Origin of the sequence: Chitinophaga sp. CCNWYY40 (assembly GCF_037483205.1) — a bacterium.
Lineage (GTDB): Bacteria > Bacteroidota > Bacteroidia > Chitinophagales > Chitinophagaceae > Chitinophaga > Chitinophaga ginsengisegetis.
Window position 1 is genome coordinate 765,799 of the sequence record NZ_JBBHLF010000005.1, and the last position, 15,404, is coordinate 781,202.

11 protein-coding genes are annotated in these 15,404 nt (G+C 48.6%); 5 read left to right on the plus strand and 6 right to left on the minus strand.

Annotation, left to right across the window (positions count from 1 at the left end):
• Window positions 1-36: 36 nt before the first annotated feature.
• Entirely contained in the window at window positions 37-264 is a 228-nt protein-coding gene (locus V7S65_RS22215; RefSeq protein ID WP_336387615.1) for a hypothetical protein, read from the minus strand.
• Window positions 265-477: 213 nt separating this feature from the next.
• Between V7S65_RS22215 and V7S65_RS22220 the strand changes: the two genes are divergently transcribed.
• Window positions 478-3,546, plus strand: a complete 3,069-nt coding sequence (locus V7S65_RS22220; RefSeq protein ID WP_336387614.1) for a SusC/RagA family TonB-linked outer membrane protein — start codon at window positions 478-480, stop codon at window positions 3,544-3,546.
• 10 nt (window positions 3,547-3,556) lie between these two features.
• Window positions 3,557-5,311 (plus strand): RagB/SusD family nutrient uptake outer membrane protein, encoded by a 1,755-nt coding sequence (locus V7S65_RS22225; RefSeq protein ID WP_336387613.1) that lies wholly within the window; start codon window positions 3,557-3,559, stop codon window positions 5,309-5,311.
• A gap of 82 nt (window positions 5,312-5,393) precedes the next feature.
• On the opposite strand, the gene V7S65_RS22230 is transcribed toward V7S65_RS22225, so the two are convergent.
• Genes V7S65_RS22230 through V7S65_RS22240 form a run of 3 tightly spaced genes read right to left on the minus strand, consistent with a single transcriptional unit; the run spans window position 5,394 to window position 9,350 of the window.
• Window positions 5,394-6,848 (minus strand): Gfo/Idh/MocA family protein, encoded by a 1,455-nt coding sequence (locus V7S65_RS22230; protein ID WP_079471423.1) that lies wholly within the window; start codon window positions 6,846-6,848, stop codon window positions 5,394-5,396.
• A 48-nt stretch (window positions 6,849-6,896) separates the two neighbouring features.
• A complete protein-coding gene (locus tag V7S65_RS22235) occupies window positions 6,897-7,592 on the minus strand; it encodes a gluconate 2-dehydrogenase subunit 3 family protein (protein ID WP_336387612.1) in 696 nt (231 codons plus the stop codon).
• 18 nt (window positions 7,593-7,610) lie between these two features.
• Complete coding sequence (locus tag V7S65_RS22240) at window positions 7,611-9,350, minus strand: GMC family oxidoreductase (protein ID WP_336387611.1); 1,740 nt, start codon at window positions 9,348-9,350, stop codon at window positions 7,611-7,613.
• 81 nt (window positions 9,351-9,431) lie between these two features.
• Here V7S65_RS22240 and V7S65_RS22245 point away from each other — a divergent pair, with 81 nt between their 5' ends.
• Entirely contained in the window at window positions 9,432-10,898 is a 1,467-nt protein-coding gene (locus V7S65_RS22245) for a gluconokinase (protein ID WP_336387610.1), read from the plus strand.
• 237 nt (window positions 10,899-11,135) lie between these two features.
• Here the strand turns inward: V7S65_RS22245 and mutL are convergent, their stop codons facing one another.
• Window positions 11,136-13,025 (minus strand): DNA mismatch repair endonuclease MutL, encoded by a 1,890-nt coding sequence (gene mutL / locus V7S65_RS22250; protein WP_079471419.1) that lies wholly within the window; start codon window positions 13,023-13,025, stop codon window positions 11,136-11,138.
• A gap of 317 nt (window positions 13,026-13,342) precedes the next feature.
• Between mutL and msrB the strand changes: the two genes are divergently transcribed.
• Together msrB and V7S65_RS22260 are read left to right on the plus strand one after the other, a co-directional pair.
• Window positions 13,343-13,846, plus strand: a complete 504-nt coding sequence (gene msrB / locus V7S65_RS22255) for a peptide-methionine (R)-S-oxide reductase MsrB (RefSeq protein ID WP_310006641.1) — start codon at window positions 13,343-13,345, stop codon at window positions 13,844-13,846.
• An 87-nt stretch (window positions 13,847-13,933) separates the two neighbouring features.
• Window positions 13,934-14,950 carry an SRPBCC family protein gene (locus tag V7S65_RS22260; protein WP_336387609.1) on the plus strand — a complete coding sequence of 339 codons (1,017 nt, stop codon included), beginning with the start codon at window positions 13,934-13,936 and terminating at the stop codon, window positions 14,948-14,950.
• Window positions 14,951-15,005: 55 nt separating this feature from the next.
• Here V7S65_RS22260 and V7S65_RS22265 read toward each other — a convergent pair whose 3' ends face one another.
• Entirely contained in the window at window positions 15,006-15,272 is a 267-nt protein-coding gene (locus tag V7S65_RS22265) for a YciI family protein (protein WP_235015972.1), read from the minus strand.
• Window positions 15,273-15,404 lie beyond the last annotated feature (132 nt).

The window sequence follows — 15,404 nt, forward strand, 5'->3', positions numbered from 1 at the left end:
TACTATAACGTTCAAATAACGCTTAAGGGTATAAAATTATGCAAAAAAAATCACCAGCATCTCCACTGGTGGGTTTTTAATAATATAATAATCAGGAACTGCCGGCCGATCCTGAACCGGAAACGGCCACTGAGTGGAGCTGATAACGGGATTGGCAAAAAGATCTGCGGCAGATAAAAATTGCAGCGGGCTGACCAGATACCTACTTTTTGAACCTGCAACGGCAAAACGCCCCAGGAACCGGGCACCGAACTTTTCACACAAGAAAAGTTAGTCTCTCAGATACTTATACTAGTAGAAATTACATTTCCTCTTTTTTTAAGGAAGAATTTTTAAAATAATTGTATTTGCGACATTTATTTTTAGAAAATAATTAAACCTTTCATGTTTATCTTACATAGACATGAATACCCGTTTCGTCGTTATGAAAAGCTAGTTAACAGACAAATTTCATCATCTTCCAAAATCACTTGTAGCATGAACCCACGTTATGCAAAGGCTATGCTATTGCTATGCCTTTTTGCAACCACCAGCAGCGCCATTACCGCGCGTGCGCCATTACCCAGCGTATGGCAACAAGGAAATCTCACAGTTAAGGGAAAGGTAAAAGACATCAACGGTAACCCGCTGCCCGGGGTTACGGTGTTGGTGAAAGACTCTAAGAAAGGAGCCACTTCCGATGAAAAAGGTAACTATGTATTAACCGATGTAAAAAAAGATGCGGTACTCGTATTCCAATACATCGGCTTTGATGCACAGGAGCTGAAAGTAGACGGAAAGACGGCCCTGAATGTTGTATTAAAAGAAAACCAGAAAACACTGGACGAGTACGTAGTAGTTGGCTACGGTACACAGAAAAAAGTTACTAAAACCGGCGCAGTATCTTCTGTAAAAGGCGCCGAGTTACAGCAGTCACCAAACGTTAATATCTCTAATTCGCTTGTTGGACGTATTCCCGGCATTATCGCCGTTAACAACAGTGGAGAGCCCGGTTATGATGGCTCCCGTATTTTTATCCGTGGCCGCAGTACTTTAGGCAACAGTAACCCGCTCGTTGTAATTGATGGTTTCCCGCGCGATGGCTTTGAGCGCATGAACCCCAACGACATCGAAAGTGTTTCCATTCTGAAAGACGCTGCTGCGGCCATTTATGGTTCCCGCGCAGCCAATGGCGTTATCCTCGTTACCACCAAACGTGGTAAGGGAGGTAAACCGACACTGAGTTACGGTTTTAACCAATCTTTTGTAACACCCACCAGGCTGCCGGAAATGGCTGATGCGCCTACGTATGCTAAAGTGGTGAACGAAATTTTAAAGTATGGAGGAGACGCTCCGAAGTATACAGATGAACAGATCAAGAAATTTGGAGATGGATCCGATCCATGGCTGTACCCTAACACCAACTGGTACGATGCCGCGATTAAAAAATACTCTTTGCAGAACAGGCACGACCTGTCGCTCAGCGGAGGTACAGAAAAAATGTCGTACTACGTTTCCCTGGGTTCGTTATTCCAGGATGGTATTTATAAGAGCAGTGCCACCAATTACAAACAACAGAACGTAAGAGCCAACCTGGATGCAGTAGTAAGTGATTACATCCGCCTGCGTTTCGACCTGGCAGGGCGTCTCGAAAACAGGAACTTTCCTCCACGCAGTGCCGGTTCTATTTTCAGATCCCTCATGCGCGGCCGCCCTACAGAAAACGCTATCTGGCCCAACGGACTACCCGGGCCTGATATTGAATACGGCGATAACCCCGTTGTTACGGGAACAAATGCAATCGGTTACACGAACGATAAGAACTATGTGATCAACACCAACATGTCTGCCGTTGTGAATATTCCAGGAGTAGAAGGATTGTTTGTAGATGGTAGTTTTGCATACGATCAGAATTTCGACTTCTACAAATCCTACATCAAACCCTGGACGTTATACACGCTGGCAGATGCCAATGATCCTACGCATAAGCTGAATGCGGGTTCCAGGGGAGTAAGCGCACCGGAGTTAACGGAACAGTTCAGTACAACACGGCAAATCACCGTCAACTTCAAAGTGAACTATGTACGTTCTTTCGGAAAGCATAACCTCAGCAGCTTTATCGCTTTTGAACAGGCTACGTTGAAAAATGACGGCTTCTCTGCTAACCGCAGGTACTTTATCAGCGATAAGCTGGACCAGTTGAATTTAGGAGGCGATAAAGAAAAGAACAATGCCGGCAGTGGTTTTGAATATGCCCGCCGTAATTACTTCGGACGTATTTCCTATAATTACAAAGAAACCTACCTGTTTGATTATAACATGCGTTACGACGGCTCTCAGAATTTCCCGGAAGGCCGCCGTATGGGGCTGTTCCCCGGCGCTTCAGCAGGTTGGGTATTGTCTAACGAAGCCTTCTGGAAAAAAAGCATCCGTACGCTCGACTACTTTAAACTGCGCGCATCCTGGGGCCAGATGGGTAACGACCAGATAGATCCGTTCCAATACCTGAGCACCTATGGCTTCAGCGCCGGTGGTGTAATGCTGGGCGGCGACTTGAATAAAGGACTTTACCAGCTGCGGTCACCCAATGAGTCCATCACCTGGGAAGTAGCCAATAACTATGATTTCGGTATCGAAGCAAAAATACTGGGAGATAAACTAGCCTTTGAAGGAGATTACTTCCTGACAAAAAGATCCAACATCCTCGCCAGCCGCAGCCAGTCGATGCCCGGTTATACCGGTATGACCCTGCCACAGGAAAATATCGCCAAAGTGGAAAACAAAGGATTCGAATTGGTATTAAGCCACAAAAACGACATCAAAAAATTCCATTATGAAATTATAGGAACTGTTACTCACGCAGAAAATAAAGTATTGTTCTTCGACGAAACACCGAATCTCCCGGCATATCAGCAGGCTACCGGCAAACAGATAGGTGCGCCGCTGTATTATCAGGCCATTGGCATTTACAAAACACAGGATGAAGTAGACAAGAGCGCACACGTAGGCGGCGCAAGAGCCGGCGATGTTATCTTCCTGGATAAAAACGGCGACGGCGCTATTGATGATCTCGACCGCGTTCGTATGGACCGTACCGAAAACCCTACCTGGATCTTCGGGTTAACCATGACCGCCAAGTTCAAAAACTTCGACTTCACCATGCTGTGGCAGGGCGCTACCGGCGCAAGCCAGTACCTGCGTACAGAATCCGGGTTGATCGGTAACTTCCCGATGGCATATGTAAAAGACCGCTGGACAGAAGACAACATCAACGGATCATGGCCAAGAGCGTACGACCGTGACCGTGAGTACTGGGTAAACCGTCAGAATACTTTCTGGTATTGGAATACCAACTATGTCCGTTTAAAAACCCTGGATCTTGGTTACAATATACCTACCGCTCTTTGCAAACGGATTGGCCTGCAAAACCTCCGGGTATATGTAAGTGGTCAGAACCTGGTCACCATCGACAAAGTGAAGATTTTTGACCCTGAAGCGCCAAGTGGAAGCGGACAGTTCTATCCGCAAACCAAGATTTACAATGTGGGATTAAACGTAACCTTTTAATTAATGTGCCATGAAGAAAACAACAATCATCAGATATATAGCGGGAGCGTTTTTACTATGCGCGGTTTCCGCCGGTTGCAATAAAGACTTCCTCGAAAAGAAGCCGTTAACCGAATATGAAGAAAACGACGTGTGGAAAGATGTGGGCCTGGTACAGGCATTTGTAAACGACCTGTATGTACAGATGCGCTCTGGCTACCTGGAAGTAATGCTTTCCTCTATGACAGACGAAAGCCGGTTTATTCACGACTACAACACCTCCAGGGTAGTGCAGGGGAACGCCTCCGCCGATGATGTAGGCGCCATCAATGATTTTGCCAGGTGGGATTTACACTACAAGGCTATCCGTAACTGTAATATGTTTCTGGAAAAGATTGCAGAAGTGCCTTTCACCGATGAAGCAGTGCGTACACGCATGACTGGCGAAGTGCATTTTATGCGGGCGTGGTACTATCATTTGTTGGTGAAATATTATGGCGGTGTTCCGTTGATCACCAAAACCTTTAGTATTAAAGGAGATGAACAGGAGATCCTGAGTGTGAAGAGAGCCACTTTTGACGAATGCGTTAAGTTCATTGCAGCAGAATGTGACCTGGCCACCCAACAACTCCCGGCTTCCTATGATGCCGTGGCGAGCAAAGGAAGAGTGACCAAAGGCGCCGCTATGGCCCTGAAATCCAGGATCCTGCTTTTCGCCGCCAGCGATCTGTTCAATGATGCGAAAGTACCGAATGATTTAATGGGGTATAAATCCGGCCTGCAGAAAGACCGCTACAAACTGGCAATGGATGCGGCTAAAGCAGTGATGGATCTTAACACTTATAGTCTTTACCAGCCTACTGCCAACCCGGTAGAGAATTATACCCGTGTGTTTCTCGATAAAGATAACCCGGAACTGATCTTTATCAAGCAATATGATAAAGCATTACTGGGTACTTCGCACGACCTGTACAACGGTCCTAACGGGTATCATAACTGGGGCGGAAATGTGCCGATCGAAAACTTTGTAACCGGCTATCAAATGAAAGACGGGACTGCTTTTTCCTGGAGTAATGTTGCCCAGGCAAAGGCGCCGTATGAAAACCGTGATCCCCGCTTTTACGCCACCATCCTGTATGATGGCGCTAAATGGAAACCACGTCCTTCCGATGCAGCCAAAACTGACCCGGTGGGGGTGATACAAACCGGAAAATATGAAGCTGCCAATGGCAGGGATAGCGTTTGGGGACTTGATACCCGTAACAGTACCATCGAAAACTGGAATGGTACTTACTCCGGTTACTACCTGCGTAAGTTTATGGACAAAAACCTGGATGCCCAATTCTTCCGTGGCGACCAGTCCTGGATCTTCATCCGTTATGCGGAAATTTTGCTGAACTATGCAGAAGCAGCCATTGGGTATGGCGATGAGGCAAATGGCCGTATTATACTGAACAGGGTACGTGAACGTGCCGGGATGCCTGCTACTACTGCATCCGGAGCTGCTTTATGGGCCGTGTTGAAATATGAAAGACGGTACGAACTGGCTTATGAAGAACAACGTTTCTTTGATGCCCGCAGGTGGAGAGATGCTGAAACGGCTTTCAACGAAAATGCCAAAGGTATTGAAGTGTTAGGGTCCATGATTGCCGGGCATCCGTTTGTATATCATGTATACAGTATCCAGGACCGTAAATTTAATAAGGCGAAGAATTACCTGCTGCCCATTCCTGCCAATGAAATCAGGAAGAACAGTAACCTGAAACAGCAGGAGGATTATAAGTAACAGTATTCATGTACTAGCTTTTCATAAAAAGAAAATGCCGCGAGATCATCGCGGCATTTCTTTTTATAACAGGTATAATCATTTATACACCCAGTGACCAGCCATCGCGGTAAGTGCGTTTCACAAACTGGTTGGCTTCGTCGAAGTTGGTAATCTTCATATTGTTACCATCCCACAGCAGCTTGATATAACGGCCCGGATAATCAAAGCCTTTACCATTCGCTTTCTCCTTACGGATATCAAAGCTACGGATAGCCAGGTTAGCCATCAGGATGGTTTCAGTAAGCGGACCGGCAATATCGAACGGAGAGCTGAGCGCTTTCTGTTGTTTGCTGCCGTAACCGGCGATAGCCGCGTTCACCCACTGTACGTAGTGACCTTCCGGTACACGTGCAATAGTTTGCGGCACATTAGCTTCCGTAGTGCGGGAAGTAGGCAGCAACTTAGGATACATACCGTAAGTACCGCACATCATTTTGCCTTTATCACCGATAAACAGGGCGCCGTTACCACCGTCTCCCATTGTTTCGTTAGGACCCAGTTCTTCCGGACGTTCCGGTTGAATACCGCCGTCCATCCAGTGAAGGGTTACTTCTTTACCATTCTTTCCAGGGAATTTCATAATTACATGGGAAGAAGGAGGGCAGCTTTCCGGGAAATATCCGCGGGTGAATTCTCCTACGTATACGCTACCAACGCTGCACTCTACAGAAGTAGGGTAGCCCAGGCCCAGTACACGGAAAGGAGGTTCAATAATATGACAGCCCATATCGCCGATAGCGCCGGTACCGTAATCCCACCAGCCGCGCCAGTTGAATGGTACCAGGTTGCCTACGTAATCTTTTTTAGGAGCGGTACCTAACCACAGGTCCCAGTTCAGTTCTGCGGGTACTTCCTCGCGGTTGGTTGGCCAGGGAACGCCCTGTGGCCATACCGGACGATCTGTCCAGCAGTAGATGGTGTGTACATCTCCAACAAGGCCGGCATTGTACCATTCCATCAGCTGACGAACACCATCACCGGAAGAGCCCTGGTTACCCATCTGGCTTACTACCTTGTATTTGTTGGCGCCCTGCGTAAGCATACGTGCTTCGTAGATGTCGTGGGTTAATGGTTTCTGCACATATACATCCTTCTTCAGCTGCATAGCGCCCATTGTTGCTACGGCGTGTGTGTGATCCGGAGTGGATACGGAAACGGCGTCGAAGTTTTTGTGTTCCTTGTCAAACATTTCCCGGAAATCAGTATAGAACTTCGCCTTAGGGAATTTCTTCACGGCTTCGGCTGCACGACGTTTGTCCACATCACACAGGAAAGTAATATCAGCCGGGCCTTTAGCAAATTCAGATATATCGCTGAAGCCCTTACCGCCTACACCGATACCTGCTACGCGCAGGCGATCGCTTGGGGCTACATAGCCTCTGCCTAATACATGACGTGGAACTATCATGAAACCGGCGGCGGCGAGCGCACCGTTTCTCAGGAATGATCTGCGGGAAACACCGTTTTCTCCCTCATTCTTTTTTTCTGGAATCATTGATGTGAAGTTTTCTGGATTTAAATTATGAAATAGCAAGTTAAGTCGTTATTCCCAGGTCATCAGCTTGCCCCTGTCTTCGATTTTCAGACAGGTAGCCAATGTTTTTTCATCATAGGCATAGCCGTACTGCTTCAATACATCTGCAGGTACGCCATCCCATTCGTTGGGCGTATTACCGATGTAGTTGAGGTCTTTGATGCCCATTTTACTGGTGAAAAATCCTGTGGCAGTGAGATTACGCATCCGGTTAAAGAAGGCCACACCCTGGCTGTTTTCCGGAGATGCTTTTCCGGGATAAGCTATCAGGTCTACCACTGCGATACGTTGTTCAGCACTGCTTTCTGCAAAAGATTTATTATACCGTTTGGCACATTGCATATCCAGCCAGCGTAATCCGCCCCGCATAGGCAACTGGTGTTCCGGTATATCTTTTACAATGAATTCTATAAACTCCGGCACCTTTGCATCGGAGGCGCTGCCGGAATGTTCATCCGCCGGGATAATGATATCCGCCAGTATGGTGATGGTTTTCATTTCAGCGTCTGTGAAAAACTTTTCCTCCATCAGCTTTTTATCCCGCGACACTTCATCCGGAGTACGGCCATAGCCGGCTGTTTTCACATTGGGATGATCATTTTTATCGGCCGTTGTTTTTTTATCTTCACAACCAGTGGCAGATAAAATGGTACCAACTGATAACGTTCCCAGTGCAAGCGCTTTGAGTGATTCTCTTCTATCCATGAAAAAAACTTAAAAAGATTAGAGATTCTGTTTCTTCAATTGATCCACGATATATTCGGATGCCCGCATAGACAGTGCCAGTATGGTCCAGGTAGGATTTTTATCTGCCTGCGACACAAACGCGCCACCATCTACCACGAAGAGATTTTTTACTTCGTGTGCCTGGTTAAATTTATTCAGCACGGATTTGTTAGGATCGTCGCCCATGCGGGTGGTACCTACTTCATGAATAATGCGGCCCGGATTTTCCAGTCCGTATTTGGTATCGGCTCCCGGCTTGGTGCCAAAGGCAATGCCGCCCATTTCATGAATGATTTGTTCAAACGTGTCCTGCATGTGTTTGGCCTGTTTGATTTCATGATCGCTCCAGGTGTAGTTGAAGCGCAGAACAGGAATTCCGAATTTATCTACCACGTTCGGATCTATCTCACAGTAATTATCTTCCCGCGCAATACATTCGCCCCTGCCGGCAAAGCCGATCTGGGAGCCGTAAAAGCGGCGGTAGTCATCTTTCAGTGAAGCGCCGTAGCCGCCGGCAGCTTTGATTTGGCCATCACGACCAGGAACCCGGCCGTTCATATTTTCCATACCAAAGCCGAAGCCATAACCGGGCATGTGCATGCCACCGCCAAATTCAATGTGGTAGCCGCGTGCAAAATCCAGTTTCTTGTTATCGCCCCACCAGGGAACATACATGTGCATGCCGCCTACGCCATCTTCATTATATCTTTTGCGGTCCATCAGCTGGGGGAGGAAACCTCCGCGGGAGGAGCCGGTAGAATCGTGCAGGTATTTACCTACTACGCCGCTGGAGTTGGCCAGTCCGTTCGGATGTTTGGCTGATTTTGAGTTCAGCAGCAAACGGGCCGATTCGCATGCGCTGGCCGCCAGCACTACTACCCGTGCGTTTACGGAATATTCCTGCAGGTCTGTTTTATCTACGTAAGCTACGCCGGTGGCTTTACCGTTGCCGTCTGTTAATACTTCCCGCACCATTGCGTTGGTATACAGGTCCACATGCCCGCTTTTCATGGCTGGTTTCACCAGCACAGAAGAGGCGGAGAAGTCGCCATACACGGTACAGCCGCGGTTACACTGGCTGCAATAGAAGCATGGGCTGCGGTCTTTATTTACTGAGCGGGTTAATATGGAGAGGCGCGCCGGGATAACGGGGATGCCTAAACGATCGCCTGCTTTCTTCACCATCAGCTCATGGAGCCTGGGTTTTGGTGGTGGGAGGAAGAAGCCATCCGGTTCGTTGGGCAGATTTTCTTTGGTGCCGAATACGCCGACCATCTTATCTACCCGGTCGTAGAAGGGCGCTACCTCATCGTAGGTGATGGGCCAGTCGTCGCCGAGGCCATCATAACTTTTGTGTTTGAAGTCGCGTGGGCCAAATCGCAGTGAAATGCGGCCCCAGTGGTTAGTTCTGCCCCCTAACATGCGGGAGCGGAACCAGTCGAATTCAGTTCCGTTTTTTTTCGTGTAAGGTTCACCGTTGATTTCCCATCCGCCATAGGATGCGTCGAAGTCACCGAAAGGGCGGGTGGTGCTGGCGCCTCTTCTGGGCGATTCATATGACCATTTCAGCTGTGTTGCCTGCTCGGGGTCGGCGGGGTCGTATTTAGGACCCGCTTCCAGGAGGGCTACTTTGAGGCCGGCATCCGATAGGATTTTTGCAGCCATGCCCCCTCCGGCGCCGGAACCAACAATACAAACGTCATAAACCTTCCCCTGTTTTTTGATTTCGAAAGCCATTTGCGTGGATATTTTAGACTTTTTAGAAGAACACCGGTTTTAAATCTATAAATTAAATGCGGAAAAAGAACGGTTTTTTTTATGAGTGATCATACAGCGTATATTATTGGTGTAGATATAGGCACCAGCAGTACAAAATCGATTGTGCAAGGAATGGACGGAAAAATTCTGGCGGTGTTTCAGCAGGCATATGCTACCAGTCACCCGCAACCGGGATACAGCGAGCAAAAGCCGGAGGTGATCCTAGAAGCGGTGATAGCCGGTATCCGGGAGGTGGTGGCCCAGGCTGGGGGCGCCCCGGCGGCCATTTCCTTTAGCAGCGCCATGCACAGTATGATGGCTGTGGGCCCCGATGGGACTGCACTTACGCCGTTGATCATCTGGGCTGATAACCGGAGCGAACCCAATGCGCTGGCATTACGCGATACCCCGGAGGGCAGGCAAATTTACCGGCAAACCGGCACCCCGGTGCACGCCATGTCGCCCCTGTGCAAAATCATGTGGCTGCGGGAGCGGCAACCGGCTGTATTTGCCGCTGCGGCGATATTCCCGGGCATCAAGGAATACATCTTTCATCATTTCTTCGGACGCTGGATAACAGATCACTCTATTGCCTCGGCTACGGGCTTGTTTGATATCCATACGCTTCAATGGAACGAAACGGCTTTAAGTGTGGCGGGTATTACCGCTGCGCAGCTGCCTCAGCCCGTGCCGGCCAATTATGTGGTTAGCGGGCTATCCCCTGATATGGCGGCCACACTGGGCATTCCGGCCGATACGCCGTTTGTGATAGGGGGCAGCGATGGCTGCCTGGCCCAACTGGGCAGCGGCGCGCTGGACGCAGGGCATGCCACGCTTACCATTGGCACCAGCGGCGCGGTAAGAATGGCGGGCGCCCAACCACTCACTGATGCCCGTGGCCGGCTGTTCACGTACCTCTTAACAGATGATATCTATATTACCGGTGGCGCCTCCAATAATGGAGGTGTGGTGCTGCAATGGCTGGTGAGGGATTTCCTGCGGCAGCCACTGAGTAGCCTTAACGACCTGGTGGGAGAAGCATTGGTCACGGACCCGGGCAAGCTCCTTTGTTTGCCTTACCTGCTGGGGGAAAGGGCGCCGGTGTGGAACAGTCATGCTACTGCCGCCTTTATAGGCATTCAGCCCCAGCATACGCCGGCGCATTTCACCCGGGCCGTGCTGGAAGGGATCTGTTTTGCATTGCTGAGTATCAAAGAGGCCCTGGAGGAAACGGCCGGGCCGGTGCAGAAAATCTCTGTGAGTGGAGGCTTTACCAATGCGCCGGGGTGGATTCAGTTGCTGGCCGACATCTTTGGCCAGGAAATGCACCTGCAGCAGGAAAGCGACGCTTCCGCACTCGGTGCGATCCTGTTGGCCGCTGAAGTGCTTGGATGGCCGCAGAGAGCCCCGGAACCCACGCAAACGGTATTTACGCCGGATGCCGCCAAATTTGAAGCGTATCGTAGAAAGTATAAGATGTTCCTGCAATTGTACGGGCAGATTGAAGCCATTCTTGTAGCGGAATAATGGTATAGGACAGCCTTAGCAGTGGCCTTGCACATAGATAGGACCTGCATTACACATGGACTAAACGCGGAGTGATGGTGGAGGTGATGTGGACTTGATCTGGAAAGCCTTTACTGTAAAGGGTTTGGAGGCTATTGAAAGGGCGGCGTTATGGAGGTTGGGCCGTTGTTTAAAGGTCCGGGGAGAAGAAGGAGGCGTGCCTGCTTTATCTCCCCGGACGTCTTAACATCCTGAAAATCAGTTTCCTCGTTCAAACATACGGGCGAGGTCTGTGAGTTTGAATGATATAAACGTGAACTTACCACCGGGCGCTACATTGGGCATGCTGCAGGCGAAGAGTTCATCGATGATATTCTGCATTTCGCGGGCAGCCAGTATTTTGCCGGCTGGTATGGCGTTATTACGTGCCATTGAGCGGATTAGTTGCTCGCGGTTATTTACTTTCAGTTCGTGGCTGAAGTTTTTGAATTGCTCCAGCAGGTTCTGGATGGTGGCATGGTCGTTACCATTCTGAATGTCGGCGGGGGTACCGCGAACGATGAAGGTATTGTTGCCAAACGGTTCCAGGTCGTAGCCCAGTGTTTGCAGGTCGCCGAGCATTTCGCTGACCAGGGCTGCATCTGCCGGGGGCAGCTGCAGGGTTTGGGGGAACAGGCTTTGCTGGGTGGCCATGGGGGCTTCCTGTAAGGCACGCTGGTAGCGTTCATAGAGGATCCTTTCATGGGCAGCCTGCTGGTCAATCAATATAAATCCTGACTTAATCTGCGACAGGATATATTGTTGGTGCACCTGTACCGGTACTTTCTGGTCGGTGGCGGTATCCTGCCAGCGTTCATCGATCACGGAGGCGGTGGCGTGCGGCTGACTTTCGTAAGTCACTGCCGGGCGTGTTTCCGGCTCCGGGGCGATGGTATAAGTGCTTTCGTTGTTGCTGTTGGTTTCGTACAGATCTTTCCAGTGCTTCAGGTTGCTGCTGTTGCTGCTTTTATCGATCATGTGCGCCTGGTTGGCCTGTGTAAATGATTTATACAGGGGACTCTGGGTTGATTCATTCTGCTGCTGGGCGGTGAAGGGTTTGCTTACCGCATCCAGTGCCTGAATGCTTGGGTCCAGGTCGAAATCCAGTGTAGCAGTGATGCTGAACTGGGCCAGGGAGTGTTTCACGGCCGACTGCACGAAGGCATACATGAGTTTTTCATCATCGAATTTGATCTCCTGTTTGGTAGGGTGTACGTTGATGTCTACATGTTCAGGATTTACGTCAATAAACAGTACATAGAGCGGGAAGCTGTCTGCCGGGATGATGTCTGCAAAGGCGTTCATCACGGCATGGTTCAGGTACGAGCTCTTGATAAACCGGTTATTGACGAAGAAGAACTGGTCGCCCCTGGTTTTTTTAGCGGTTTCAGGTTTTCCTACAAATCCGTACACATTCATGTAGTCGGTAGTTTCCTTTACGCTTACGAGCCGGGCGTTATAATGTTGTCCCAGGATGGCCACGATGCGCTGTTTAAGCGATCCTTTGTCCAGGTGGAACAGCTGTTGATTATTATTTGTCAGCGAGAACTGCAGTTGGGGGAACGACATGGCCACACGGATGAACTCGTCTACGATGTGTCTCATTTCCGCGGCGTTACTTTTCAGGAAGTTTCTGCGTGCGGGCACATTGAAGAACAGGTTTTTCATGGCAATGCTGGTTCCTTCAGCGGTTTGACAGGGTTCCTGTTTATTTACGAAGCTGTTGTCAATTTCCACATAGGTGCCTACTTCTGCGCCTTTTTTGCGGGTTTTGAGTTCTACCTGGGAAACTGCGGCAATGGAAGCCAGCGCTTCACCTCTGAATCCCATTGTAGTGATCTGGAAGAGATCTTCTATGGATTGTATTTTAGAGGTAGCATGGCGTTCAAAGCACATCCGGGCATCTGTTTCGCTCATACCGCCGCCGTTATCAATTACCTGCACTAACTCTTTTCCTGCATCTTTAATGATCAGTTGAATATCGGTAGCACCTGCATCCACTGCATTTTCCAGTAATTCTTTTACCGCTGATGCCGGTCTTTGTATCACTTCCCCTGCAGCTATCTGGTTCGCTATATTGTCTGGTAATAAATTGATGATATCCGCCACTTACTAGCCTTTTGCTGTAAAGTTAACAATTTATATGCAGTTGCTGGCCGGTGATTATCAGACAGTTTTAAACAAAAAACTAACTGTTTTGTTAATTACCCCCTTGATTTGCAGGAAATAACAATCCATTATGCTTGTTCATACGTAATTTAGGTAGAGATAAAAAAAGGAACCGGCCAACGACCCAACAATCACAATGCTAGTGTTAATGAGAAGTTAACGAATCAAAACTTTACATATGTACCTATGGAATCCGATATTTTTGACTATCTCTATCAGGGTCACCAACTATACTTATCCCTAAAAATGGGGAAAAAATGAAATCAATGGAAGATGGAAAAAAGAAGGGAGAGATTTACTCCCACACAGATGCCACTAAAGTAAATCTGACAGACGAAGAATGGAGAAAAGTACTGCCAACGGACGTATATCATATTGCCAGGGAAAAAGGAACAGAGTGGGCTTTTACGGGAAAATACTGGAATAGCAGCGAGAGCGGAACCTACTACTGTGCAGCCTGCGGAAATCCGCTATTTGTTTCCGATGCCAAATTTGAAAGCAGCTGCGGCTGGCCCAGTTTTTTTCAGCCACTTACCAAAACCAGTGTTATCTATTCTCCGGACAACAGTCATGGGATGCATAGGACAGAAGTATTGTGTGGCCGCTGTAAATCCCACCTGGGGCATGTATTCGACGATGGTCCACCACCAACCGGACTCCGTTACTGTATTAATTCCGTGATCCTCGACTTTGAAAAAGCGAAAGAAGCGGATAAACATTACCAGCAAGACAATAAATCAAGTGACCCAGAACTAGAGTAGTCAACATTCTTCTGCCTGATTGCCAGCATCATCTGTCGGTTGAACAATAAAAAGATGTATTTTTATTATCATCAACCCCCGACAGTCATGAAAGTACTTAAAACGCTCGCCTGGATCATAGGAATCATCCTGTTCATTGCAATTGTGCTGATCTTTTTTGCGCCCACTACTATGCATGTGGAGCGTTCGGTGGAAATTAATGCCCCCGCGACGATTGTATGGAATGATATTGTGAAATTCGAGAAATTTAACGAGTGGAGTACCTGGAAACAGATGGACTCTACCGCCAGGTATACTATTACCGGTGAAGATGGCTCTATTGGCGCGGTTGACTCCTGGAAAGGCAGCAAGATCGGGGAGGGAAAGCTGCAACACCTGTCTATGGACCCTTATAAGTCGGTTACCCAGAAGCTTACTTTTATCACTCCGTTTGCCTCCGAGTCGGATGTGTTTTTCCGTTTGTCGGAAGCAGCGGGTAAAACAAAGGTGACCTGGGGATTTGACACGCATTACGACCGGCCCATGAATGTAATGACCCTTTTTATGAAAGGTGCGCTGGAAAAGGACTTTGAACAGGGGCTCAACAACCTGAAAAGCATGGCAGAGGCAGAAGTAAGAGGACCAAATGCCCCCAATGGCATTGATGTGACTGTAAAAGAGATGAATTTCCCGGCAACAACGTATGCGGCTGTACGAAAAACCATCCCCATCAGCAAGATCAGCGACTATTACCGTTCCAACCTCCGGACTATTTATAATGCGGCCTCCGCTGCCCGGTTACAGCCAGGCGTGCCCTGCGGCATCTTCTTCAGCTGGGACAGGAAGCTGGGGCAAACAGACATGGCAGCGGCCATACCGGTGCCGGAAGGAAGCAAACCCGCACCAGGATATGAAATCATTACCCTCCCTGCGGCACAGGCGGCGTATGCCGACTATGTAGGGCCTCATAGCAAGGTAGTCAACGCACACGTGGCGATCAGAAACTTTATAACCGATAAAGGGAGGACCATTATTCCACCCACTATAGAGATGTATGTGATTGGTCCGGGCAAAGAAATGGACAGTAGCAAATGGCTTACGAAGGTCATTTACTTTATGAAGTAGTTATCCGGAAGTAAAGAAGCAAAAACGATTGGCACGGCATTACAGGAGGGAAGTACTATTTTCCCAGTGTGTTGGCATACTTGGTTGGTTCAAACTCTATGATCTCATAAAGCGCCAGCTGGAACCTTTCCAACGGATCTTCACTCATAATCTCTTCTACCTCCCTGCGGCTGGCGGCATTACAGAGAATAACAGACCCGGACTTTGGCTTTCGCCTGCCTGATAAGATGAACCGGCCACTGTCGAAGTGCTTTTGCAGGAAGGCGGTATGCGCTTCCATGTAGTGTTCTACAGCCGCAACGGGCCGTATGTATTGTAGCATAATCAGGAACATAATGGTTTTTCTATGGTATTTAGTAATAGTTTCATAGTTAGTAGCAAAGGTATAAACTTAATCAGTATTGAAATATTGTATGTACCAGGGAAAAATGAGACATATGCGCTACAAAAATAT